Source organism: Limosilactobacillus sp. (genome assembly GCF_022651205.1).
Classification (GTDB): Bacteria; Bacillota; Bacilli; order Lactobacillales; family Lactobacillaceae; genus Limosilactobacillus.
The window spans coordinates 1-24,690 of sequence record NZ_JALCQI010000025.1; the positions used below are offsets into that span (position 1 = coordinate 1).

Annotated in this window: 26 protein-coding genes and 1 other annotated feature; of the genes, 15 read left to right on the forward strand and 11 right to left on the reverse strand. The window is 41.9% G+C overall.

Features of this window, described 5'->3' with window-relative positions; genetic code table 11:
• Positions 1–224: 224 nt before the first annotated feature.
• The 3 genes from LKJ51_RS05855 (at position 225) to LKJ51_RS05865 (ending at position 1,727) form a co-directional block, all read left to right on the forward strand.
• On the forward strand, positions 225–419 hold the full coding sequence (locus LKJ51_RS05855) for a helix-turn-helix transcriptional regulator (protein WP_291978353.1): 195 nt from the start codon (positions 225–227) through the stop codon (positions 417–419).
• Positions 416–940, forward strand: coding sequence for a DUF3278 domain-containing protein (locus LKJ51_RS05860; RefSeq protein ID WP_291978354.1), 525 nt, complete (start codon positions 416–418; stop codon positions 938–940). Before LKJ51_RS05855 ends, LKJ51_RS05860 begins: the two co-directional genes overlap by 4 nt.
• Positions 941–1,028: 88 nt before the next feature.
• Complete coding sequence (locus LKJ51_RS05865) at positions 1,029–1,727, forward strand: dihydrofolate reductase family protein (protein ID WP_291978356.1); 699 nt, start codon at positions 1,029–1,031, stop codon at positions 1,725–1,727.
• Here LKJ51_RS05865 and LKJ51_RS05870 read toward each other — a convergent pair.
• Both LKJ51_RS05870 and LKJ51_RS05875 read right to left on the reverse strand, forming a co-directional pair.
• Positions 1,724–2,161, reverse strand: a complete 438-nt coding sequence (locus tag LKJ51_RS05870; RefSeq protein ID WP_291978357.1) for a winged helix-turn-helix transcriptional regulator — start codon at positions 2,159–2,161, stop codon at positions 1,724–1,726. The genes LKJ51_RS05865 and LKJ51_RS05870 overlap by 4 nt on opposite strands.
• Before the next feature lie 61 nt (positions 2,162–2,222).
• On the reverse strand, positions 2,223–2,825 hold the full coding sequence (locus LKJ51_RS05875) for a nitroreductase family protein (RefSeq protein WP_291978358.1): 603 nt from the start codon (positions 2,823–2,825) through the stop codon (positions 2,223–2,225).
• A 129-nt stretch (positions 2,826–2,954) separates the two neighbouring features.
• On the opposite strand from LKJ51_RS05875, the gene LKJ51_RS05880 reads away from it, so the two are divergent.
• Both LKJ51_RS05880 and LKJ51_RS05885 read left to right on the forward strand, forming a co-directional pair.
• On the forward strand, positions 2,955–3,272 hold the full coding sequence (locus LKJ51_RS05880) for a winged helix-turn-helix transcriptional regulator (protein ID WP_291978359.1): 318 nt from the start codon (positions 2,955–2,957) through the stop codon (positions 3,270–3,272).
• Between the two features lie 139 nt (positions 3,273–3,411).
• Entirely contained in the window at positions 3,412–4,068 is a 657-nt protein-coding gene (locus LKJ51_RS05885; protein WP_291978360.1) for an NAD(P)H-binding protein, read from the forward strand.
• A gap of 72 nt (positions 4,069–4,140) precedes the next feature.
• Here the strand turns inward: LKJ51_RS05885 and LKJ51_RS05890 are convergent, their stop codons facing one another.
• Positions 4,141–4,653, reverse strand: a complete 513-nt coding sequence (locus LKJ51_RS05890; protein WP_291978361.1) for a hypothetical protein — start codon at positions 4,651–4,653, stop codon at positions 4,141–4,143.
• A 159-nt stretch (positions 4,654–4,812) separates the two neighbouring features.
• Here LKJ51_RS05890 and LKJ51_RS05895 point away from each other — a divergent pair, with 159 nt between their 5' ends.
• Positions 4,813–5,049: a cytochrome b5 domain-containing protein gene (locus tag LKJ51_RS05895; protein WP_291978362.1), complete on the forward strand. Its 237-nt coding sequence runs from the start codon at positions 4,813–4,815 to the stop codon at positions 5,047–5,049.
• 97 nt (positions 5,050–5,146) lie between these two features.
• On the opposite strand, the gene LKJ51_RS05900 is transcribed toward LKJ51_RS05895, so the two are convergent.
• The gene (locus LKJ51_RS05900; protein WP_291978363.1) at positions 5,147–6,283 is read right to left on the reverse strand and encodes a 5-methyltetrahydropteroyltriglutamate--homocysteine S-methyltransferase; all 1,137 of its coding nucleotides are present in this window, start codon (positions 6,281–6,283) and stop codon (positions 5,147–5,149) included.
• Positions 6,284–6,445: 162 nt separating this feature from the next.
• Positions 6,446–6,577 (reverse strand): hypothetical protein, encoded by a 132-nt coding sequence (locus LKJ51_RS05905; RefSeq protein ID WP_291978364.1) that lies wholly within the window; start codon positions 6,575–6,577, stop codon positions 6,446–6,448.
• A 253-nt stretch (positions 6,578–6,830) separates the two neighbouring features.
• Positions 6,831–7,066 (forward strand) — a binding site (T-box leader).
• 71 nt (positions 7,067–7,137) lie between these two features.
• Between LKJ51_RS05905 and LKJ51_RS05910 the strand changes: the two genes are divergently transcribed.
• Positions 7,138–8,085, forward strand: a complete 948-nt coding sequence (locus LKJ51_RS05910) for a ketopantoate reductase family protein (protein ID WP_291978365.1) — start codon at positions 7,138–7,140, stop codon at positions 8,083–8,085.
• Between the two features lie 70 nt (positions 8,086–8,155).
• Here LKJ51_RS05910 and LKJ51_RS05915 read toward each other — a convergent pair whose 3' ends face one another.
• The 3 genes from LKJ51_RS05915 to LKJ51_RS05925 all read right to left on the reverse strand — a co-directional run bounded on the left by LKJ51_RS05915 (position 8,156) and on the right by LKJ51_RS05925 (position 12,991).
• A complete protein-coding gene (locus LKJ51_RS05915) occupies positions 8,156–10,657 on the reverse strand; it encodes a plasma-membrane proton-efflux P-type ATPase (RefSeq protein WP_291978366.1) in 2,502 nt (833 codons plus the stop codon).
• Positions 10,658–10,766: 109 nt separating this feature from the next.
• On the reverse strand, positions 10,767–12,197 hold the full coding sequence (locus LKJ51_RS05920) for a C69 family dipeptidase (protein WP_291978367.1): 1,431 nt from the start codon (positions 12,195–12,197) through the stop codon (positions 10,767–10,769).
• Between the two features lie 80 nt (positions 12,198–12,277).
• On the reverse strand, positions 12,278–12,991 hold the full coding sequence (locus LKJ51_RS05925; RefSeq protein ID WP_291978368.1) for a winged helix-turn-helix domain-containing protein: 714 nt from the start codon (positions 12,989–12,991) through the stop codon (positions 12,278–12,280).
• 113 nt (positions 12,992–13,104) lie between these two features.
• Here LKJ51_RS05925 and LKJ51_RS05930 point away from each other — a divergent pair, with 113 nt between their 5' ends.
• Genes LKJ51_RS05930 through phoU form a run of 5 tightly spaced genes read left to right on the forward strand, consistent with a single transcriptional unit; the run spans position 13,105 to position 17,240 of the window.
• Complete coding sequence (locus LKJ51_RS05930) at positions 13,105–13,977, forward strand: phosphate ABC transporter substrate-binding protein (RefSeq protein WP_291978369.1); 873 nt, start codon at positions 13,105–13,107, stop codon at positions 13,975–13,977.
• Positions 13,978–13,980: 3 nt separating this feature from the next.
• Positions 13,981–14,880, forward strand: coding sequence for a phosphate ABC transporter permease subunit PstC (gene pstC / locus LKJ51_RS05935; protein ID WP_291978370.1), 900 nt, complete (start codon positions 13,981–13,983; stop codon positions 14,878–14,880).
• Positions 14,880–15,761 carry a phosphate ABC transporter permease PstA gene (gene pstA, locus LKJ51_RS05940; protein ID WP_291978371.1) on the forward strand — a complete coding sequence of 294 codons (882 nt, stop codon included), beginning with the start codon at positions 14,880–14,882 and terminating at the stop codon, positions 15,759–15,761. The genes pstC and pstA overlap by 1 nt, the downstream gene beginning before the upstream one ends.
• 10 nt (positions 15,762–15,771) lie before the next feature.
• Complete coding sequence (gene pstB / locus LKJ51_RS05945; protein ID WP_291978373.1) at positions 15,772–16,527, forward strand: phosphate ABC transporter ATP-binding protein PstB; 756 nt, start codon at positions 15,772–15,774, stop codon at positions 16,525–16,527.
• 14 nt (positions 16,528–16,541) lie between these two features.
• Positions 16,542–17,240, forward strand: a complete 699-nt coding sequence (gene phoU, locus LKJ51_RS05950; RefSeq protein WP_291978374.1) for a phosphate signaling complex protein PhoU — start codon at positions 16,542–16,544, stop codon at positions 17,238–17,240.
• 144 nt (positions 17,241–17,384) lie between these two features.
• Here the strand turns inward: phoU and LKJ51_RS05955 are convergent, their stop codons facing one another.
• Positions 17,385–18,746, reverse strand: coding sequence for an APC family permease (locus tag LKJ51_RS05955; RefSeq protein ID WP_291978375.1), 1,362 nt, complete (start codon positions 18,744–18,746; stop codon positions 17,385–17,387).
• A 210-nt stretch (positions 18,747–18,956) separates the two neighbouring features.
• Between LKJ51_RS05955 and LKJ51_RS05960 the strand changes: the two genes are divergently transcribed.
• From LKJ51_RS05960 to LKJ51_RS05970, 3 genes are read left to right on the forward strand one after another with little or no spacing between them, the layout of a single operon-like run.
• Positions 18,957–20,255 carry an alkaline phosphatase family protein gene (locus LKJ51_RS05960; RefSeq protein WP_291978376.1) on the forward strand — a complete coding sequence of 433 codons (1,299 nt, stop codon included), beginning with the start codon at positions 18,957–18,959 and terminating at the stop codon, positions 20,253–20,255.
• 4 nt (positions 20,256–20,259) lie between these two features.
• A complete protein-coding gene (locus LKJ51_RS05965; RefSeq protein WP_291978378.1) occupies positions 20,260–21,513 on the forward strand; it encodes an MFS transporter in 1,254 nt (417 codons plus the stop codon).
• A complete protein-coding gene (locus LKJ51_RS05970; RefSeq protein ID WP_291978379.1) occupies positions 21,514–21,822 on the forward strand; it encodes an MGMT family protein in 309 nt (102 codons plus the stop codon).
• 101 nt (positions 21,823–21,923) lie between these two features.
• Here the strand turns inward: LKJ51_RS05970 and thrS are convergent, their stop codons facing one another.
• Together thrS and LKJ51_RS05980 are read right to left on the reverse strand one after the other, a co-directional pair.
• Positions 21,924–23,729 (reverse strand): threonine--tRNA ligase, encoded by a 1,806-nt coding sequence (gene thrS, locus LKJ51_RS05975; protein ID WP_291978380.1) that lies wholly within the window; start codon positions 23,727–23,729, stop codon positions 21,924–21,926.
• A 342-nt stretch (positions 23,730–24,071) separates the two neighbouring features.
• Positions 24,072–24,690: hypothetical protein (locus LKJ51_RS05980; RefSeq protein WP_366017773.1), on the reverse strand; the 619-nt coding region annotated here is incomplete at its 5' end.

Below are 24,690 nucleotides of genomic sequence, written 5' to 3' on the forward strand. Positions count from 1 at the left end.
TCAATATGTCCAAGACGCTCCAGTCAATTCAAAAGTGATTAAATTGTCGAACCGCCGTATACGGAACCGTACGTACGGTGGTGTGAGAGGTCGGTAATTGAATTAATCAATTACCTCCTACTCGATTTCATAATGTCATATATAGTTGACAAAATAAAATGTTCTTAGTAAGATAATATCAACAAATGTCATGTATATATGACAAACAAAAAGGAGCATAGGAGTTGAATAGAGTTCGTCAATTTAGAAAGCAGCAACAGCTATCACAGTTTGAATTGTCAAAGAAGATTGGCGTTGCTCGTCAAACAATTAGCTTGATTGAGAGCGATAAATATAATCCATCGCTGGAATTATGTCGGAAGTTAGCGATCGCATTGAACACTGATTTAAATTCACTCTTCTGGGAGGAATCAAAATGACAAAAGAAAAACTACGAAACGGCCTTCTTAAATTTTCATACGGGATTAGTAGCCCCATTGATGAGTACCAAGAAAAGCAACTGGATCACCTAGGTAATTCTGCCTATTTGATTTTGACTTTAGTTACGCCATTTTTACTATTTGTTGCAGTTGCTTTGGCATTAGTTACTACCTACCAAATTGCCTTTTGGTTCGCGATTATTAGCTTGTTTGCCCTGTTTATCATTGTTTCCTGGTACTTCTACATTGTTGCTGTCCGGCAGGGAGTATTAGTGAATGAAGTTGATTCTAGTGAGTTGAAAGGAAAACGCAAAATAGCCATTCGACGTGGTATTATTACTGGAATCATTTTTGCTTTAATTGAATGTCTCACGCTAGTAATTATTTATCAGAACTATTCACTAAATTGGAACATCATAACGGTTCTTACTGTATTCATCGGATCTTTACTTGTTGGTTTAATCGCAGGAACTCTGACTGGGGTAATCGCTTGGAAGAACTTGAAAAAATTTAATGGATAATAAATAACGGTCAGTGTTTCATATGAAACATTGGCCGTTTTAAATGATGTTTAACAGGAGTAAACTGGTTATAAAGGAAGTGGACGTAATGGATCGAGCAAAAGTAATTATCCATATGTACATGTCAATTGACGGTAAAATTGATGGTGATTGGGACGGCCTGCCGGGAGATAAAATTTCTGGTGACTATTACGACGATCAACTATTCAAACTTGGTAGTGCCAATGCTAACGGGAGCAATACGATCGTAATATATGCTGCTAAAGGTCATCCAGATTTAACTAAATATGATGGGCAGAAGATTGAATATTGTGACTGGGTACCTGAAGGAATTCAGTCGGCAACCTGGGACGTTAGCTATGATCGCCGAGGTCGTGCTGGATGGGAGAAAAACTACTTTCCATATGCTGGCAGGAAGAACCGGGCAATTGAAGTTATTACCAAGCAAGCATCAAAAAACTATCTTGCCTTTCTTCGATCAATGGAAATCCCATACTTAGTTTGTGGTGAACGAGAGATCGATTTTGCTGAGTCATTAGTAAAATTAAAGAAGTATTTTGGCATTCAAACGATGGTTCTTGGTGGTGGCGCATTAATCAATGGGGCTTTTCTTAAAGCGGGGTTAGTCGACCAAATTTCATTAGTAGTGGCACCTTATATTTCGGGTGATACGAAGATGAAGGGGACCTTTGATACACTTGATACTTTTGTTAATCAACGTTTTCATGTTAGCCAAATGAAAACACTAGGTGATGGCGGAATGCACCTAGTGTTTGATCGAGATTAGCTTTTGTTATTAGTTTCTTTGACGATTTCCTGTTTCCAGTGATGAAGATGTTGCTTGGTGACAACACAAAGTCCTTCTTGGCCGAGCTCTTTCATCTTATCGGTGCACATGATCTTGACATCTGGATTATCTGCCACTTGCTGTTCTCCCCAATAGTTAAGGTAACGAAGAGCAGCGTAAAGGTTTTCTCCTTCGTCAGTAAGCCGGTATTCAACATGCGGAGGAATCGTATTATAACTTTTACGGGCAACGATGCCGGCATCGCTGAGTTCACGAAGTTGGTCACTAAGAACCTTATGTGATGTTCCAAGCTGCTTTACCAACTCCCCTGTCCGTCGAGGGTGGTTGGCTAGTTGGTAAAGGATAACGGGCTTCCATTTGCCACCAATGATCGATAGGGCATAGTCGGCACCGGTGTTATACATTTTGGTCATAAAAAATCCTCCCTTTAGTACTCTCATTATAATATGAAAGCAGGAAGAGAGGGAGTAGGAACTATTTAATTAATTTGAATACCTGTTCTTCATCAAGGTAGTCCTTATCACCAGCAGGAGATTCGATTGAACCAAATGGCATTTCAGCGCGGAGTTTCCATGTTTCAGGCAAGTCAAATGCTTGGTGAATTGCATCGTCAATTAGTGGATTGTAGTGTTGCAGGCTAGCACCGATGTTGTTTTCTGCCAAAGCAGTCCAAACAGCTTGTTGAGCACCGCCAATTGCTTGCTCAGACCAGTCAGCAAAGTTATCGGCATAGCTAGGAAACTGCTCCTCTAATTGGTGAACAATTTGGGTATCAGTGAGGTATAAAATAGTTCCATAACCAGCACGGAAAGTTGCAATTTTTGCCTTTGTCTTTGCAAAAGCCGCTGGATCCTTAACAACTTTCTTAAGTGCAGCTTCAACAATGTCCCAAACTTGATCTGACTTCTCACCAAAAAGAACGACAGCGCGAACAGTTTGGCTGTTAAAGGCACTTGGTGAATTACGAACTGTTGTCTTTACTAAATCAAAAATTTCTTCAGGGGAAGCAGTTACCTGATCACCAAGGGCATAGATTGAACGTCTTTTAGCACTGATTTCGTTGAATGTTGATTGCATAGTAAGTTCCTCCTAAAAAATTATTGTTTTATATTACTTACTAATAGTAAGCTGTATAAAAGTTCTTTTCAAGAAGGGAAAATTTTTTCACTATCTATACTAATCTAAAACCAAAAAGGGGTGAGGCTAATGACGAGGCAAACCAAGCGGTGTCCAATTGAAAAGACACTCAAGCAAATTTCGGGTAAATGGAAGAGTGTGATTATCTACATGCTCTTGAAGCACCAGACCTGTCGCTTTAACGAATTGCAAAAGTTAATTCCAGACTGTTCGCGGCGGATGTTAGCGTTGCAGTTAAAAGAGTTAGAGCATGATGGTTTAATTGTCAAAAAAGTTTATCCGGTAGTTCCACCCAAAACTGAGTATTCTCTGACCGTGCGTGGTAAGAACCTAAAACCGGTAGTTGAAGGGTTACAACAGTGGGGAAAGACTGACGGCGATCAATAAAAAAGTTTAAATTTTATTTTCTCCTGGCGCCCAAGTAAATGTTACTTGTGAGTAACTATCTTACATGAAAGTGCTTACTTTTAATAAGTTTAAAGTTCACTATACTAGAAAGTGAATTAAGAGTTAGGAGGAAGAAATAATGACAAAACAAGTATTGGTTTTAGGGGCAACTGGTCAAATCGCTAGCCACGCAATTGATGCTTTATTGAAGAATGGCGATGATCATCTGTTACTTTATACTCGTCACCCTCAACACTTAAAGGAAGTTGATGAGAATCGTGAAACAGTCATTAAGGGTGATACCTTGAAAATGACTGAATTAGATGCTGCTGTTGCTAAGGCAGACACTGTTTATGCTAATTTGCGGAATCCAGAAATTAAGCAACAGGCTGAAAACATTGTTAAGGCAATGGACAAGCATGGTGTTAAGCAACTTGTTTGGATTTCCTCAATTGGGATTTATGACGAAGTTCCTGGCAAGTTTGGCGAATGGAACAATGCTGAATTAGGTGGCGGTCAAAAGGATAGTTACCTAGGAACTTACCGGAGTGCTGCTGATGTGATCACTGCATCCGACCTCGACTACACAATCATTCGGCCGGCATGGTTAACTAATAAGGATGAGGTTGACTATGAAACGACTGAACGTGGTGAGGCCTTTAAAGGTACTGAAGTTTCACGGAAGTCGATTGGTAATTTTGTTGCGAAGATTATTGACGATCCAACGCCGTATGCACGGAAAGACTTCGGCGTTAACAAGCCAAATACCGATGGTGACAAGCCGAGTTGGTATTAATCCATTAACCTAAATAAAAATAGGGCATCAACGCTCTTCCCTCTAGAGGAAGGTTGTTGATGCCTTTATGATTTAGCGGTATTGATAGTCTTTTTGGGCCATTTGGAAAGTAACCCGGTTGTATTTCTGGGTACCTTCAGGGAAATCAACGGTGAATTTCTCAAGGTTACCGTCCTTCTCAATTTTCCCAGAAGACTTCTTCGTCATGATGCCGTTATCAATTGTGACCCGGCTGCCCTTGATCTTATAGTATTTTTTCTTAGTAGCCTTATTAAGAATTTTCCGGTCGGCGAGGTAGCGATTAATTGTCCGCGGAGCCGCTTTTTCTTCTTTTGTGGAGTCCTTAGTAACGATTGGTTTACCCGATTGGTCGGTATCGGTAACATTAACATAAGCTGATTTGCCATTAGTGGTGAAGAAGACATATTGATGAGCAGTTGTGTAACCATTTGAGTTAATAAAGGTAACGAGGTAAACGTGGTTATTCATTGATTTTTGTGACATTGCATGGATCGATTGCTCCGTTATGGTTAAGGAAAAGAAAGCCATAACGATAGTCAAAAGTGGTAATAGGAACTTCTTCATTGCGGACATCCTTTCTGGTAGTTATCTTTATTATAACAGTTAAGACTTTTTAAATGTGGCTCGTGGGCTACTGATAATAAAGCGAAATCTTAGTGTTTAATATGAAAGAATGTTATATTCGAGACAGGTAAGCAACGTAGAATTAAGGAGGCAGATCTAATGACAGAAAAAGTATTTACTCGTAAAGAACTAGCTAAGTTTAATGGGCAGAATGGTCAGCCCGCATATGTCGCTATTTCAGGAGTCGTTTACGATGTCTCAAGTAAAGCCGCATGGCAAGGTGGTAAGCACCACGGTAATGAAGCAGGTCATGATTTAACTGATGTTTTGTATAACAAGTCGCCACATGGTGATAAAGTACTGAAAGGTTTGCCAGTTGTGGGTAAGTTGGAATAGATATTAAAATCCCTAACAATCATTAGAGATAACGATTGTTAGGGATTTTCTAATGGAGAAATCGTTAGCCACCGGAAGGCTTTCACGGGCTCGCACTCTAGCCCCAAACCTGTTCTGCAATTTGCTTAACGAGCTTAATCTTTGCCCATTGCTGATCTTCGGTAAGAATATTTCCTTCTTCAGTTGAAGCAAAGCCACATTGGGTACTTAGGCAGAGGTGGTCAAGAGGGTGATATTTAGCCGCTTCATTAATTCGATCAATGATGGTTTGTGGATCTTCAAGCTTACCAGACTTTGAGGTAACCAGACCAAGCACAACATACTTATCATCAGGAACCTTTGCGAGTGGTTCAAAGCCACCTGCACGTTCAGAATCATATTCGAGGTAAAAGGCATGGACGTTTTCGTGAGCGAATAAGTGATCGGCAACGGGTCCATAGCCACCCTTTGCAGCCCAGGTAGAGTGGTAATTGCCACGACAAATATGAGTATTAACGGTTAAGTCATCGGGGAGATCTGCGATCGCATCATTATTTAATTTCAAGTAGGTGTTTTCGAGAGACTCACGGTCAAAACCTGCCTTAGCCATCGTTGCCCAAAAGTCGTCGTCAACGACCATTCCCCAAGTACAATCATCAATTTTAACGTCACGACACCCAGCATCATAGAGGGCAAGAATTAGGTCGTGGTAAGCTTTGGCAATGTCGTGAAAAAGTTCGTCGTCAGTTGGGTAGTATTTTCGTAGAGCAGCAATATTTTCATCACCACGGACTAGCTCTGCGTAAAACTGTGCTGGGGCAGGGATACTTTGGCGAGGAATGACATCTTTGTCCTTAGTAATCTTCTTTAAGAATTTAAATGCCTCAACATCGGGGTGCTCAGGTTTGAAGGCAATTTTACCGCTAACTTGAGCGGAATCATTACGGGTTTCTTCGTCATGGAAAAGGTAACCATGGGCCTGAGTAGTATGTTTAATTCCCGCAAAGCCCCAGAAAGTATCAAGGTGCCAGTAACTCCGACGAAATTCGCCGTCAGTAACAGCATGGAGTCCCACGGCTTCTTCCTTGTTAACTAAATCAATAATGCACTTGTCTTCCACTTTAGTCAGATCATCGCGACTGATTTGACCTTGAGTAAATTTGGCCCGGGCCTCTTTTAATGCCTGAGGCCGAAGAAAACTACCAACAATGTCATAGCGGAATGGTGAAGTAGTACGAGTTGTAAATTGAGTCATAAAATTACATCCTTTCTTAATTAGCGCAATTGGATAAGTTCAGGAAGTTAGAGCAAATAAAAAAGTCCCCAGGAAAAACATTTCTGCTTTCCTAGGGACGTTAATTTCATTAATGATTAACGTGTTACCACCCTAATTCGATGAAATCTTACAATTTCATCCTTAATAGGTACACCCGAAAGTAAACCTAGACGTTTTATCGGTCGTCACTCGTGAGTAGTTAGCCGGATCGGGCTCGCTACTCGTTAATGCTCCAAGACCATCTTCGTCAAAGTCCTTCAGGTTACTTCTCATCTAATGTAACTCTCTGTGCTGAACTTCTAAGACTACTCATCTTTTCAAAGCAATTTATAAATTTGATTGTCATTATATTAGAATATTCTAATTTTAATGTCAACAGTATTCTGGATTTGTTTTGAAAATTAAGTTTAGATGGATAGCTACAGAGTAAGGGCTTATATAAAAATATACTAAATAAATAATTTTGAAAAATCATTGACAATAATCCTTAGATGAATTAAATTAAAATACAATTAAATTAAGATTATAAAACACGTTGACAAGAAGAGTAGTTAAATTCACGCTTTCAGAGAGTCCTTGGTGGGTGAAAAAGGATAACGTGATTTTAATGAAAATCACTTTGAGTGCCAGGATGAAGCTAGTAATCTGCGGTGGGAGTAGCCCATTATCGCTACGGTGTTTAGTTGGAAAAACTGAACATTTGAGGTTAATAGTGTGAACTATTGGCGAATAAAGGTGGTAACACGCAGGAGCGTCCTTAGATTGATGAAACAATCTAGGGACGCTTTTTTGTTAGGATACTTTTTTGTCGGCTTGAGAAAGGGAGTTTTATTATGAAGTTTACAGTAGTTGGTGCAGGAGCTATGGGTCTCCGCTTCGGTGTATTGTTACAAGAACAAGGGAATGAAGTTGACTTTGTGGAAGGTTGGCAGCCACATTATGACAAGATGAAGGAACAGGGCGGGGTGTACGTCACTCGTGAACACCAAAATAAGCACCTTGTTCCGGTTAATGTCTATACTCCAGAAGAATATCAAGCAACCGACGCGGACTTTGTGTTCTTCGAATTAAAGCAAATGCAATTGGACGACATGTTAGAACGGTGTAAGCATTTCTTCAAAGACCAGTATTGTTTAACTGCGATGAATGGGATGGGGCATGTTGAAAAACTGCTTAAGTATTTCCCTAAAGAAAAGCTAACTGCTGGGACAGCGCTTGTGGCAACCATCTTGACTGGACCGGGTGAGGTAGAATTTGTCGGTAAGCCAGGAATGGGAACTACCAATTGGGCAAACTATACTGAGAAACCGAATGCGAAGACAGATGAGTTAATGGCAGAATTGAAAAAGGCAAACTTCAATCCATCATTGAAGGACAACTTTATGGGAACCTTAATGGCTAAGGTAGTCTTTAACTCTGTTGTTAATACCCTTTGTACAATGTTTGAGATCACAATGGGAGAATACGCATCCTTTGATAAAGCGGATGAATTGTCCCGCCAATTAATTGATGAAGCCTATGACGTTTGTGAACGAGCAGGGGTCCAACTAGTTAATAGTCGGGCAGAAGAGCTAGAGAGTGTTAACTATGTTTCAAAGGTTGGTAACCCTCATCATTACCCATCAATGTATCAGGATATGAGTCATAATCGACCAGTTGAAGTTGATTACATCAATGGCTACTTCGTTAAATTAGGGCGAAAGTATCACTATGAAGCGAAGACACACAACTTCGTAACTAACCTGGTTCACCTTGCAGAAGCTACACGGGAACATAAATAGTAAGGGATTAAATTTAAACTAAATAACCGATCTTAGCTAACGTCTGCTAGGATCGGTTATTATTTTTGAGTTACTTATTCAAATGCTTATCAACGGCAAGCTTGATAATATTCATAATGAACATCCAAACAACGTTGTAGATCCAAACAAAGGCAATCGTTTCAATTGAAATTGCTGGAACTAACCAACCGAAGCAGCACATTAGGATTGTTAGAATTTGGGTGCTGCAGGTTGCTAGTAGCAAGATCTTAGCTGGGAATGGACGCTCGAAGACCCATTTTTCTGCCCGGCAAACAAAGAGCATTAGGCATCCAGCTGAGACGATTTGTAAGAACATAATCGTTTGTAATTGACTTTGACTAGTCATGTTTAACCAACCAAAAGTGTCGTGGGTGTCAATTAATCCATGACCAACACTTAACATAAGCATTGATTGAATGACGGAGAAGACACCAAGGATAGTGGCAGTGGTAAGGACATGTGACATTTGCCACCGCATTGGCCGGTTACCAACCGCAGTATTATCATAGGCGATTGACATGATTGGCAAATCATCAAGTAACGACATCATAACAATTGCGATCGCTGTTAGTGGTTGGAACTTAAAGATAATTGATGAAAGGACAACCAAGAACATGATTGTCATTGTCAAGGCAACCCGGTAGATAGTATAAGCAGTAATCCGCTTAAAGATCTTCCGTGCTTCCTTAATGGCGGTTGTAATTACTGATAGACCTGGAGCTGTAAGGATAAGGGCAGCAGCGCTTCGGGCAGCTTCTGTCGCCCCTTGAACGGCAGTCCCACAATCGGCTTGCTTTAGGGCAGGGGCATCATTAACCCCGTCACCGGTCATCGCAACAATGTGGCCCTTCTTTTGTAGCGCCTTTACGATGGCGTACTTGTGTTCAGGGAAGACCCGGGCAAAGCCATCTGCATCTTCAATCGTGTTAACGATCTTTTCAGGAACGTGATCGGGATCGAATTTTTCAGGAAAGACGTCCGCTGAGTTGAGGATCTTGGTTCCCATTCCAAGTTGACGGGCAGTTTCAATCGCAATTGCGGTATCATCACCGGTAATCATCTTTACGTGAATACCGTTATCAATGGCGTTCTTAATGGTTTCCTTAGAATCATCCCGCGGTGGGTCGAACATTGAAAGGACACCAAGGATCGACCATGTTTTACCTTGATCGGTTGACTTGGCAACACCTAAGGCACGATAACCACGGTTTGCAAGATCGGATACTGTTTGGTTAATCTTAGCTGCTTCATCCGCACTTGGTTTAGCCAGAGCAGTAATAACTTGTGGTGCACCCTTAGCGGTGTAAAGGACATCGCCCTTTTGGTTGTGGGAATGAGCTTCGGTCCGCTTGCTTACCGGATCGAATGGGATGAATTTGTCCAGTTGCCATTCCTTTAATGCATCCTTATCCTTGACCGCCGCGATGACCGCGTCGTCAATTGCATCGTGGTTCTCACTCTTTGAAGCAAGGGCCGCTGCGGAGATACATTCTTGTTCGTCTTTAGCATCAACTAGGGTAGTCTTTCCGAGAGTTAACTTATTCTTTGTTAACGTCCCGGTTTTATCAGAACAGAGAATATCGATCCCGGCCATTTCTTCAATGGAGGCCAGCTTAGAAACAATTGCCTTTTGTTTAGAAAGGTGAACCGCACCTAATGCTAGCGTAACGGAGAAGACGGTTGGCATTGCAACAGGAATCGAAGCAACTAACAGAACCAAGACGAACTCAAGGATGTTTAAAGCACTATTGAGTCCCCAGGTCTTCGTGATTGCAATATCTTGGTAAACCTGGAAGGCAACCATTATCGTGGCTAAAATAACCGCAACAACGATCAAAAAGTTACCAATTTGGAACATGGCTTTTTGAGCGTGACCAACTGTTCCGGCACTGGCAACCAACTTAGCGGTCCGGCCAAAGAAGGTATTTGCTCCGGTTGCAATTACAACCCCAAGCATTTCACCTTGCTTAACAACACTGCCAGAGTACGCTTCGTCGCCCACCTTTTTGGTTACGGGTAACGATTCACCAGTTAGTGCAGCCTGATCAATGGAGGCATAGTCACCACTGATTAACCGAACATCAGCAGGAACAACCATCCCTAAGCGGACCTTAATGACATCACCAGGGACCAATTCTCGGGCAGGAATGTCTTGGAATTTACCATTCCGGAGAACAGTTGCTTGTGGTGCAAGCCCCTTCTTTAAGGCTGCTAAGGCACTAGAAGCCTTTCGATTTTGCCAAAGTTCAATCGTAACGTTAAATAACAGTAAAATCAGGATGATAATGAAGTCATCCCAGTGACCAATAATTGCTGAAACGATTGCGGCCAATTCGATCATGTATGAAATTGGCCCCATGAAAGCATGCAAAATTTGTGAAGCAAATGACTTTTCCTTAGTGGTAAGTTCGTTTGCACCGTACTTTTCAAAACGACTTTGGACTTCGGCGGTTGGTAAACCAACTTTGGTATCAACATGAAGCTCCTTAATTACCTGATCAAGGCTAGCCTTTTCGAGGTTAAGCGATTGATCTTTATTTTTCTCAACCATCGAACCACTTCCCAATATTAAAGCTAAAATATTATTACCTATTTAATAAAAGCCTAGCACATTAAAATTATAAAACAAAGCAATACACCCCGCTTTACGCCTTAATGGACTAAAGGTTTGGATCCATCTTGAATGTAAGCCGGGAGAGTTCTGTTCCCTGAGTAATTAGCTTAAAGAGAAGTTCTCTAGCCTGATCGTTACAGTAACTAGCAATTTCATGATTTTGTCCGGTGAGGTAGGTTGTGAGTTGTTCACCATCAAGGTTCTTGGCGTGTTCATCAACTTCTTGAATCTTACGACGACACCATTCACCAAGATCTTTTTGGAAGTCAAGATCGGTTTGGATGAATTCGCTGTAATGAGATTCGACAACCATTGCAAGGGCCTCATTAAGCCAGAAAGCACTCTTTAAATCCATCTTCTTTGGTAGTTCTCGGTATGAAGCATCAGTATCATTGGCATTGGTAAAGAATGGGACGTAAGCGTTGAAACTTGGTACACCCATTTCAATCCATTGAATAGCGGCATGCTTTGAATCAAGACCATTCCGCATTTGAAGGATGTGAGATTGAGCTGTCCGGGAAAGTGAAATTGCCCGGTAAACTTTTCGGTCATGTTTACTTCCGTCACCAAGTGGATCGTACTTAGTTTCGTTGTAGTGAGACTTCAGGAGATATTGAATATCTTCTACCGCAATTTTTCGTTCTGGTTTCCGAATAAATGGCATTTCTGCTGATTCGGGAGTTTGGTCAGCTGCATCAACTGGATTAAGGTAACGTTGGGCGAACCAAACCCGTGGAGTGTTGTAGTGATGATCAAACTGGGTATTTGTGCCGAAAATATGACGGAAATTCCATTGATCGGTGTCAGGATTTAATCCGTGGCGTTCGACAAATTCTTCAATACCGTCCGACCACATATAGTTGTCCGAATCCTCAAAGTTAATTTTTTGAATAGCGATTTGGTTAGCGGCAACCGCATAGCAGTCATCGGGAATGCGAACCGCAACCCAGTGGTGTCCAGTAGCGATTTCCATGTACCAGACCTCGTCTTTGTCACTAAATTGAACACCGTTACCCTCAGCGGAACCATACTTAGCGACTAACTTACCCAAATATTCCACTCCTTCGCGAGCACTATGAATGTAAGGAAGAACAAGGGTTGTCATTGAATCCTCAGCAAGCCCGTTTTTTACGTAGGGGTCATAAGCGAGGACGCGGTTATTGGCGTAGACACTTTCTGTAGCACTTTCACCAACATTTACTTCATTGAAGCCATCTTCTTCGTTTGGTCCCATGCTTTGATCACCGCTTGGCGTAGATGTATAGCGCATCCCGTTTGCTGGAAGCTTAACGGTTAGCTTGTTGTAGGGTGAAATGTAAGTTTCATCGCGACCAGAAACTGCTGGTTGAACAATGAATCGTTTTGGCTCAATTGCCATAACACGGTCTTCGTTCCGAGAAATAAAGGTAGAACCGTCAATAGATGCCTTCTTTCCAACCATTATTGATGTACATGCAGATTTTTTAAAACGAGTCATTAAATCAGATCCCCTTCATTAGTGTTTTAAAAGCTCTTTCTCTTTTATTTTACACTTTAGGGAAAAAAGATTAAAAAGGATTATTTTATTAATTTGTAGCCAAAGCCACGAACTGTTTGGAGGTGGTTAGGACTATGTGGATCGTCTTCAAGTTTATCCCGAAGATGACTAATGTGAATATCAACAATTCGGGAAGTATTAAGAATGTCGTATCCCCAGACACCGTTAATCAACTGTTCTCGACTAAGAACCTGGTTGTGATGATCAACTAAGTAAACAAGGAGTTGGAATTCTTTTGGGGTAAGTTCAATTGGGTGATCATTCTTGGTAACGGTGTAATTTTGACGGTCAATTAACCAGTTACCAATTGAAGTGGACTGGGATGGGCTGCTTTTCTTGGCTGGTGAATCAGCTTTCAGGGTTAAACGGCGGTAAAGTCTAAGTCGCTGTTCTAGTAGTGGCTGAAGAATACCCTGATTGAAGGGGAAAGTAATAATATCATCAACTTGTGCTTTGTAGAGTTTTCGTTGAATTCGTTCTGTTAACTTTGGTGTAAATACGGTGATCGGCCCGGGAACCTGGTTCCGAATTAGGATCATTGTTGCAATGGTAGTGTCGAGGGTTGTATCAGAAAGATCCCACCAAATTCCAGCAACTGACTGCCTTTCTAACTGAACCACTAGGCCGGTGGGGGTTGTGATCTGAACAAAATCCCACTGTGCTTTTTTGCAAAGAAGGTGTAATTGTTGGGCTAAGTCGGTGTTTTGACTCATTAATAAAAATTGATTAGTCATTGCTTTCTCCAGAATTTACATAATGTTTACAATACGAAGATTAAATATTTACATCGGCTTGATATTCTCTATTTGTACCATATGAAATTGATGAAAACAACTAGGGAGAAAAGATGAAGAGAATAATTACAATGGCGGTTATTGCAGTAATAATCGTTAGTCTTGGTGTGGGGTTTGCCGCTGCTAAAAAGCAACCACCACGGGAAAAAGTTACGATTGTGGGTTCTACTGCTCTTCAGCCGTTAAGTGAAGCAGTCGTTAAGAATTATCAAAAGTTAGAACCGCAAACAAGCATTACGGTTCAAGGAGGAGGCTCTGGTACCGGATTGAGTCAAGTTCAGGCTGGGGCGGTTAATGTTGGGTCATCAGATGTATTTGCTGACCAGCAGGATGGGATCGACGAGAAAAAGCTTACGGATCATATTGTTGCGGTTTCTGGAATCGTCCCAATTGTTAATTCAAGGTTAGGGGTTGATAACCTCTCACTTAAACAACTCCGTCAAATTTACACCGGGGAAGTTACTAACTGGAAACAAGTAGGTGGTCCTAACTTGCCAATAACGGTAATTAACCGTGCTACGGGGAGTGGGACTCGGGTTGCATTTGAGCAGGTGGTTCTAAAGAACGGCGAGCACTCCGTTAACGCTCAAGAACAGGATTCAAACGGGACGGTAAAAGAAATTGTCCGTAACACACCGGGAGCAATTAGCTATATTTCGTTTGCTTACCTTAATAAATCTGTTCAGCCATTAAAAGTTGATGGGGTAACACCGACAGCGAAGAACATTACAACTAATAAGTGGCAGTTGTGGTCATATGAACATATGTATACCCAAAAGAAGCCGACAAAAGCTACCCAGGAGTTTATTAACTATATGCAAACAAAAGAAGTTCAGCAAAAGCTCGTGGAAAAGGCGAATTATATTAATATTCATGATATGAAAGTTCAGCGGACGGTAAATGGAAAAACGAGCGTAAAGGAGTAGGAAATGGAGGATTTGAAAAAGCGGTTAACCCAACCATCAATTGAAAGTAAACAAGAATGGTTTGGTAAACTGATCAGTTATCTAGCAATGATCTTAATTGGTGGCCTTGTGGGAATAATTTTAATTTTTCTTACTCTTAAAGGGATCGCGCTTTTTAAGGATAATGGGGTGGGAGTTTGGCATTTCCTATCAGGTACTGACTGGCAACCTAGTCACCATCACTATGGTGCGTTACCAATGATCGTTACTTCATTTAGTGTAACTGTCTTATCCGGAATTATCGCCTTACCCTTGGCATTAATTGTTGCAATTGCGATTACTGAAATGCTTCCTGAAAGGGTTTATCAGTATCTCCAGCCATTAATTGAATTACTTGTCGGCATTCCTTCCGTAGTCTATGGGTATCTTGGATTGACCATTATTGTTCCTTATCTCCGTCAGGTATTTGGTGGAACGGGATTTGGGATCCTTGCAGCGACCTGCGTCCTTTTCTTGATGATTTTACCCACGATGACATCAATGACCATTGATAGTTTCCGGGCGGTTCCACAAAAATATCGGCAAGCATCCATTGGGTTAGGAGCAACGAGGTGGCAAACTATTTCCCGGGTAATAATTCCGAGTGCTAAAAATGGCGTATTAACGGCAATGGTATTTGGCATGGCTCGTGCTTTTGGTGAAGCGTTAGCCGTTCAAATGGTGATCGGGAACACAACCGTTATTCCAAAGGGGTTAATGGAATCATCCGCGACGCTGACCAGTGTCTTAACAACAGGGATTGGTAATACTGTTATGGGGACGGCATCGAATAACGCGTTATGGTCGTTAGCGTTGATCCTTCTTGTAATGTCCTTGGCGTTTAATTTACTAATGCGATTGTCGAGTAAGAAAGGAGCACGATAATGCGTCCAGAACGAGTTGATCGGTTAGCTACTGTAATAGTCTTAAGTTTGGCAGGAATAGTCGGTATGGTGGTTTTTAGCTTACTAATTTATATTTTGGCAATGGGAATTCCACACATTAACTGGCACTTCCTCACTGCTGAAGCTGAGTCTTTTTCTGCAGGAGGGGGAATTCGTGATCAACTTTTTAATTCCCTTTACCTAGTTGTGCTGACGTTGATCGTTTCGGTTCCACTAGCCCTTTGTGCCGCAATTTACCTGAGTGAATATGCCCCCGCTAATCGGTGGACGCAAGGGCTTCGTCTGGCAATTGAGGTTTTAAGTTCCCTACCTTCTGTGGTAGTTGGACTATTTGGTTATCTTGTCTTCGTTTTGCAATTTGGCTTTGACTTCTCACTATTAGCAGGAGCATTAGCGTTAACGATCTTAAACCTCCCAATTTTGACGCGAAGTTGTGAAGATGCTCTCCGCCAAGTGCCCTATTTACAACGTCAAGCCGGTTTGGGTTTGGGAATGTCAAAGTGGCGGGTAACTACTAAAATTGTCCTTCCTGCTGCATTGCCTGGAATTATAACCGGGACAATTTTGAGTGCGGGAAGAATTTTTGGTGAAGCAGCGGCGTTAATATATACAGCTGGACAAAGTTCTCCGGCAATTAATTACGCTGACTGGAACCCGTTTAGCCCGACCAGCTTTCTAAACCCACTTCGTCCCGCTGAAACATTAGCGGTTCATATTTGGAAGGTAAATAGTGAGGGGCTAGTTCCTGATGCCCGAGCAGTTTCAAATGGATCCGCTGCAGTACTAATCATTACAATCTTATTATTCAATCTCATTGCTCGCTATGCTGGTCACCGGATCAAGCAACATTTGACAAAATAAGGAGAATAAAATGCAAACAAAGACGGCTTTAGAAACTAAGAACCTTCAAGTCCTTTACGGTGAAAAACACGTTGCTCATGACATTAATCTTAAATTTCCCCAAAACCAGATTACGGCCCTGATTGGAGCATCTGGTTCAGGTAAATCAACTGTTTTAAGGAGCCTTAACCGAATGAATGACGATTTTGCCACAGTCAAGGGAGAGATTAACTTTCATGGGGTAAACATTAACCAGCCAAAAGTCAATGTTTACCGAGTTCGTCAGCAAATTGGAATGGTCTTTCAGCAGCCGACACCATTTCCAATGTCAATATATGAGAACGTGATCTATGGTCTTCGACTGACGGGAGAAAAGGATCGTCGGGTACTTGATCAACGTGTTGAGGAGAGCCTTCGCCAAGCAGCCCTCTGGGATGAGGTTAGGGACCAGTTAAAGGCAAGTGCTCTAGCCTTATCTGGGGGTCAGCAGCAGCGACTTTGTATTGCGCGAACGTTAGCAGTTCGCCCAGAAATTATTTTAATGGATGAGCCGACGAGTGCCCTTGATCCAGTTTCAACTTCGCAAATTGAAGACACTCTAGTACAATTGAAGAAGCATTTAACAATTATTATGGTGACCCATAATATGCAGCAAGCATCCCGTTCCGCCGACTGGACGGCTTTTATGCACCAGGGACACCTAATTGAATTTGATAAAACGGATACGATTTTTATGAACCCGCATGAACAAAAAACTGCCGATTATTTAAGTGGTAAGTTTGGTTAGGAGGTTAATCAAGGATGGGAGCAATTTTTAATGATGAACTAAAGCGGCTTCGGGGTCACTTTATGGAAATGGGGATTGATGCTAGTGAGCAGATTTATCAAGCCACCAAGGCATTTACCGATCATGATAAAGGGTTAGCTGAGCAGGTCTTGAAAACAGATCCCAAAATTAACAATGAAGAAATTAATCTCGAAAAGGAAGCACTAAAATTAATGGCGCTTCAACAACCGGTTGCAAGTGATTTCCGTAAGATTATTAGTATCCTAAAGGCAAGTAGTGATATTGAACGATTAGGAGATTACGCGTCCCATATTGCTCGTGCTGCAATTAACCTAAGTCGACGCGAACACAATGACGAAATTGAAGGACAGATAGAAAAAATGATGATGCTCGTTCGGGAAATGTTAGAGCGTGTTCTCGACGCCTATGTTTATACGGACGAACAGAAAGCCTACGAGGTTGCCAATGAGGACTTAAATGTTGACCTGATCTATGTTCAACAGCAGCATGCAATTATGAATGCCCTGGTGAAGGCAGGAGAAAACGTCAAAGCATATGGCGACTACCTTTCCGTGATTCGTTACTTAGAACGAGCTGGTGACCACATTGTGAATCTCGCGGAGTGGATTATTTATAGTGGCTCCGGTAAACTAGTGGAATTAAATCCCGGCAAGGCAGACCCAACAATGGTTAAACGAAAGTTACAGGAATAATAAAAAGGGAATGTGACATAAGTTATATTACCTAGATGAAATACAAACGACGCAGTACACAAATGGGCTTCAGTACTCGGAAAATCCGAACACTGAAGCCCTATTTGTGCTTTCTAAAGACTAGCTACGCGCCCTTTTAATCGATTAATTATCTTTGGTGAAGTTAAATTCATCCGCGTGGCGAAGCGAGTAACAGAAATAAACGACTAAGCCAAGAATGATCCAGGCAAGGTAGGTAAGCCAGGCGGTGAGTGAAATGCTAACGAGTAGGACGATACAAATGATAATTGAAAGCACCGGAAGAGTTTTACCAAATGGTACCTTGAAAGGACGCTTAAGTTCTGGATAACGCAACCGTAAAATGATCACGATTAACGAAATCAGAGCAAAGACCATTAAGGAACCGATATTGGCAATCAGTGCTAGGTAGTGGAGATCAAATTCGCCAGCCAAAACGGCAGAAAAAATACCGACTAGCCAAATTGCCCGGTTAGGACTTTGGGTTTTGGAATTTACTTTTGCAAGACCTTGTGGCAGGAAGGCGCTTCGACTCATTGACTTAAGAATATTGGATCCAGCGTAAATGAAAGCAAAGACAACTGCCATAATCCCTAAAACAGCTCCCATAGAAACAATTTCAGCTACAAAACTGTGCCCTTTAATAATAAGAACATAGGACATTGCTTCGGAAACGTTTAGTTTAGTGTAAGAGACAACCCCCGTCATTACAAGACTTACCAGGATGTAAAGGCTGGTGGAAATTACTAGGCATAAAATTATTGCCCGGGGAATATTTTTATCAACATCTTTTGCGTCTTCGGCGGATGTTGCTAGGGCATCAAAGCCGAGAAAAGAGAAGAAAACAGCAGAAGCACCAGTAAAGATTCCCTTGTAACCGTATGGAAGGAACGGGTGCCAATTACTTGGATTGACGTGTGGGATACTGACGATGATAAATAAAAGGATGATAAAGATCTTGACCCCGACAAGGAAGTTATTAATTAGCTTACTTTCACTCGTTCCCCGCGTCAGAATAATCGTCATTAAAAAAATCATCAGGACAGCAGGAAGGTTAATGTATCCTCCCGCAGCAGGGGTAATTAAAAGTTTGTGGGGAAGATTGAGTCCGAGAACCTCCAAAAACGATTGGACATAACCGGTCCACCCGTTAGCAACCGTTGCCGTAGTGGTGACATAAACTCCAATCAGAGTCCAGCCGGCCAGGAATGCGACGAACTTACCAATGGATACCCACGCGTAGAAAAATGCACTACCAGAGTTGGGTAAACTAGTAGTTAGTTCGGAATAACAGAGGCCAATTAATCCACTAGCTAGCGCGGCAATTAGGAAGGAGAAGACGATCGCAGGACCAGAGTCTTCCGCGGCGACAATCCCAGTTAAAACTAGGATTCCCGTACCAATAATTGCGCCGATACCTAAAATGGAAAGGTCAAAGAGACCGAGAGTTTTCTCGTGCTCTTTTCCCTTTGGTAACTGATTTTGCATAGTGATGATTCCTTTCAAAAAAATACAGAAAACTGAACCTTAATTTTACATTAAAAAACGCTGTGAATCAAATCAGTACCTTTTGTAACCGCTTGCTATGATAGCCTTTGAAAGAGTTTCTTTTATCATTTTGTCTTTTAGGGTTACGCATTCAATTGCTTTTATCTTAAAATAGAATTGAAGACTTTAAAAAAGAAAGTGGATGGGATAATGGCATTGCATAAGTTGGTAGTAATCTCTCTTGATTCAATGGGTTTTCGTGATCTCAACGAGCTTCGCACACTGGTTCCCCACCTTGACCAGTTGATTAAGCAGGGAACCTGGGTAAAACGCGTTAGGGGAATTTTCCCGACCTTAACTTACCCATCACACACTTCAATAATTACTGGGCAATACCCGGCAATTCACGGAATCGTAAATAATACGAAACTTCAGCCGCGTCGTGAATCACCTGACTGGTATTGGTACCGGAAGGATGTCAAGGCAATGCCCCTTTATGATGTTGCTCGGGAAGCCGGACTAACAACCGCAGCATTTTTATGGCCAGTTACTGCGGGAAGTAAAATTAATTATAATTTGGCGGAGATTTTTCCTAACCGGATTTGGACAAACCAGGTTTTGGTTTCACTAAAGGCTAGTTCGCCGCTATTTCTTTACAAGATGAATCATCGTTATGGAAAACTTCGTCGGGGAATTAAACAGCCATGGCTTGATGATTTTGTGACTGCATGTGCGGTAGACACGATCAAAAATAAACGGCCAGACTTAACGCTAATTCATTTAGTTGATATGGACAGTATGCGGCATCGTAACGGGGTCCGTTCACCACAAGCTAAAGCGGCCTTGAAACGATTAGATAGTCGGGTAGCTAAAATTATTCAAGCAAGTCGTGACGCGGGGACATATGATGATACTGACTTTGTAATCTTAGGTGATCACTACCAAATTAATGTTGATAAGATGATCCACCTTAACATGGTATTTGCTAAGCATGGTCTACTGACACCGATTAAAGAAAAAACAACATATAAGAATGACTGGCAAGCTACCGCAAAAACTTGTGATGGTGAAACATATGTTTACGCTAAAAAGAGTGTCAACCTCAGCAAACTAAAACAGTTAGTTGCTGGTGTTGAAGGTGTTGAACGAATTTATGATGGTGCAGAGGCGGTAAAGCTAGGAGCTGACCCCAAGTGTGCATTCTTGGTTGAAGCTAAGCCTGGATACTACTTCACGGATGAAGTTAACCGCCCAGCCGTTGTTGAAAAGGTTGATCCAAATTCACTTGGTAGTCATGATCGTTACCGTGCAGTTCACGGCTATGGTCCTAACCAACCGGATTACTTTACGACGGCGATCTTTGTAGGACCAAGCATTAACCAGGGAAAGACAGTTGAAACGGCACACCTAGTTGATGAAGGACCAACATTTGCGAAGATATTAGGCTTGCATTATCCAGCACCAACAGCAGGGCAGATCATTCCAGGAGTAATTAAGAAGCGGGGTTAAATGAGTGAAGTTTAGTAAGCAACAGTGGCAATGGATTTTTTATGACTGGGCTAATTCAGGCTATGGGATTTTAGTTATTACAGCTGTCTTACCTGTTTACTTTAAGGCGATTGCGAACGAGAACGGTATTAGTGCGGCTAATTCAACGGCATTTTGGGGCTATGCCAATAGTTTTGGTACATTAGTTGTGTCTTTGATGGCTCCCTTACTTGGTGCGTTAGCTGATTATCCGAACTCAAAACGGCGGTGGCTAAACCTGTTTACCTGGGCAGGGATCATAATGACCTTTGCTTTAGCTGTAATCCCAGTGAATCAATGGCTAGTGCTGTTGGCTGTTTATGTTCTTTCGATCATTGGTTATTCTGGCGGGAACCTCTTTTACGATAGCTTTCTTACGGACGTTGCTAGCAATCATCAGATGGATGCTGTATCAACGACTGGTTATGGAATGGGCTACCTTGGCGGCGTTATTGCGTTCATTATTTTCCTTGTTGCTCAATTAACTGGTGGCTTTCATGGCCTTTTGGGAAGCTATGGAATTGCAAAATTCAGTTTTGTTTTGGCTGCGGTTTGGTGGGTTATCTTTGCGGGGCCATTATTAAGGGACGGAAATCAACGTTACAATGTTCAGGCAGTAACTAGTCCGTTAAAGGATAGTTTTCGTCGTCTAGTGGGAACGCTTCGTCATATTAAACAATACCGAAGCATTTCATGGTTCCTTGTTGCCTACTTTTTCTATATTGATGGAGTTGATACCATTTTTACAATGGCGACTGCAATCGGGAAAGACCTGGGGATTGAAACAACGATGCTCATGTTAGTCCTCTTAATGGTTCAGCTAATTGCATTTCCCTTTTCGCTTTTCTATGGTTGGTTAGCGCAAAAAACATCTAATCGATTAGCAATTCTTTTAGGAATTATCGTTTACCTTGTTATCTGTCTAGAGGCCCTTCATTTAAAGTCGTTAACTGATTTTTGGATCTTAGCTGCCCTGGTTGGAACAAGTCAAGGAGGGTTACAAGCTCTCAGCCGATCGTACTTTGGTCAACTCATTCCCAAAAAATCAAGCAGTGAGTTCTTTGGTTTCTATAATATTCTCGGTAAGTTTTCCGCCATCTTAGGTCCAGTAATTGTTGGTTTTGTAACCCAATTAACTGGTAAATCAACGGTGGGAGCTGCCTCTCTCAGTATCCTTTTTGTAATTGGACTAGTAATTTTCCTGATGTTGCCACGGTTGACACGTGGGGATGGTGATTAAGTGACAAAGATTGATGAACAATTTATGCGATCCGTATTAAATGTTGTTGATATTATTCCTTTGGGTCGGATAGCTACTTATGGCCAAATTGCTAAAATGATTGGTCGACCACGGAATGCGCGATTGGTTGGTAAAGCGCTTGGTAAGTCTGGTGGTTACGGGAAACATCCATGTCATCGAGTAGTAACAGCGACTGGCCGCCTTGTACCGGGATGGGTTGATCAACGCCCCATGCTAATGGCTGAGAAAGTACCGTTTAAGGATGAAAACCATGTTGATATTCGCCAATGTCAGTGGCGAGGCTTCTAAGAAAAAGTGAAAAGTTAGTGATGATTTAAAAAATATACAAAATAAGGGTCTAGAATCGATTGTGGATTCTAGACCCTTATTTGTAATTCCTAGCTTGTATATTACTTTTCACGTGAGTAGGATGCGATATCAGCGAGAATTTCGTTCATAAATTCATCTTGGCTCATTTCGTTTTGTTCCTTTTCACCATACTTCCGTACAGAGACACCGTTGCTGTTCTTTTCTTCGTCACCAACAACAAGGGTGTATGGAACCTTTTGCGTTTGGGATTCACGAATCTTGTAACCCATCTTTTCGTTCCGGTGATCAACTACGGCACGAACGTTAGCAGCCTTAAGTTTCTTAGCAAGTTCATCGGCGTATTCACCGTGAGCATCTTCGTTAACGGGGATGATGTGAACCTGTTCAGGAGCTAACCAGGTAGGGAAGGCACCCTTGTAAATTTCAGTAAGGTAGGCGATGAACCGTTCCATGGTACCAACAACACCACGGTGAATCATCACTGGCATGTGTTCTTGACCATCTTTACCAACATAAGTTAAGCCAAACCGTTCTGGAAGCATGAAGTCTAATTGAATGGTTGACATCGTTTCGTCGTTTCCTAAAGCAGTCTTGGTTTGAATATCAAGCTTTGGACCGTAGAATGCTGCTTCACCTTCAGCTTCGTAGTAGTCGAGGTTCAAGTCGTCCATAGCAGCCTTTAACATTGATTGAGACTTTTCCCACATTTCATCGTTTGCGTAGTACTTCTTAGTGTTCTTTGGATCACGAAGAGAAAGACGGAAACTATAATCAGTGATGTCAAAGTCCTTGTAAACGCTCATGATTAACTTCAAAATCTTGGCGAATTCTGACCGAATTTGGTCAAGGGCAACGAATGTGTGACCATCGTTTAGCGTCATTTCACGAACCCGTTGAAGACCTGAAAGGGCACCAGACTTTTCGTAACGGTGCATCATACCAAGTTCAGCAATCCGTAATGGAAGATCACGGTATGAACGAATGTGGTGCTTAAAGATTTGAATGTGGCTAGGGCAGTTCATTGGCCGCAATTCAAGCATTTCACCGTCACCCATGTCCATTGGTGGGAACATGTCGTCACGGTAGTGTTCCCAGTGACCAGAAGTCTTGTAAGCATCAAGGTTCATCAGAACTGGGGTGTAAACATGCTTGTAACCATCGGCAACTTCACGGTCAATGATGTACCGTTCAATTGTCCGACGAATAGTGGCACCCTTTGGCATCCAGTATGGTAATCCGGCACCAACCTTAGGATCAACGAAGAAGAGGTCAAGTTGATTACCAATAACCCGGTGGTCACGTTCCTTGGCTTCTTGACGCTTCTTCAAATCTTCTTCAAGGGCATCCTTCTTGTAGAAGACAGTACCGTAAATCCGTTGGAGCATTGGGTTAGAAGACATACCCTTCCAGTAAGCACCGGCTACGGAAAGAAGACGGAGGTTCTTAACAACATCACCATAAACGAGGATGTCATCATCAGCAACTGCCTTGACATCACCAAGTTGGTACATTGCGACCTTACCGTCCTTGGCACTTTCCTTGATTAATTCACTGGAGTAACGATCAGCCTTAACTTCTTCAAGGGCATCTTCAAGGGCAACTTCAACGAATTCAACCTTAGCATCATTCTTTGCAAAGCCCTTAATAACATCTTCCAGAGCGTTTAATTCATCAGCAGAAACTTGTTGATCGTCCTTATCTGAGTCAACATGGAAGCCGTCTTCGTCAGCGACAGCTTCGCCAAGACGAATTCCCTTAAATTCTTGCTTCAGAGCAGCCTTCAACATTAATGCTGAAAGCTTCCGTAATGCTTGTAAACCTTCTTGTGAGTCCCGATCGATCTTCTTAACTGATCCATCTGGTGACATAACAGCAACTTGAGCCATAAACAATCTCTCCCTTTTTTGTAGTTAAACAAAAAACGTCCCTAACGCTACTAAGTTAATAGCGTTAGGGACGTCAATTATTTCTATAAATTAGCGTGGTTCCACCCATCTTCAGGACAGACTGATTCTGTCCTCTCTAAGGTGTTTTAACGGACACGACCCGACTCGCCTTATTTCGGTAAGTAAATTAGTAAAGGTGGTACAACAGTGATTAAACTCCTCAACGATGCTTCCAGCCATGGCATCGACTCCCTGGTAGAGGGTAATCAAAGTGCATATCCTTTAATTGCCTATGATTATATCACTGGCAGAGCGGATCGCAACCCCCTTTTTAAATTTTCTTTAATGACTTGGGGTATTTGATGCAGGAGCAGCTGGATGGTTACTTCCCCCAGCATTCTGGTTATTACCAGAATTGCTTGGCTGTTGATGGTTATCGCCACTATTGTTTTGACTTGGTTGCGGAGTACTAGGCTGGTTATTATTGGTGTTATTTCCACCGTTATTATCGGTCGTGTGCTGATCCTGATTAGAGTTATGTTGAGTTCCTCGTGATCCACCATTGTTATTAGTGGAGTACGAGAAGGAGTAGGTATCCTGATTGTCATCATCAGTATCACTAGAAGAACGGTGTGTCTTATGGTGCTTCTTCTTGTGTGATGACGATTTACTGCTGGTTGAAACAGTTGTGTCGTTATTATCTGTGTTGACAGGATTGTGTTGCTTAATCAGAAAGACGATTATCATAATAAACAGGATAACAAGTAGGATCGCGAGTAGGATCTTAAATAATCGGTTTTTGCCGTTAAAGTGAGGCAGTCTTGGCTTCTTGCCACCTTTACCAGGACGGCGTTGCTTGTTATTTGAATCGTATAGTTGAACACGGGTAAGGCGTTCATTATTGTTTTGATTATTCAATGGATTCACCTCAGAGTCAAAGATGAGACTTATATTTTCAAGG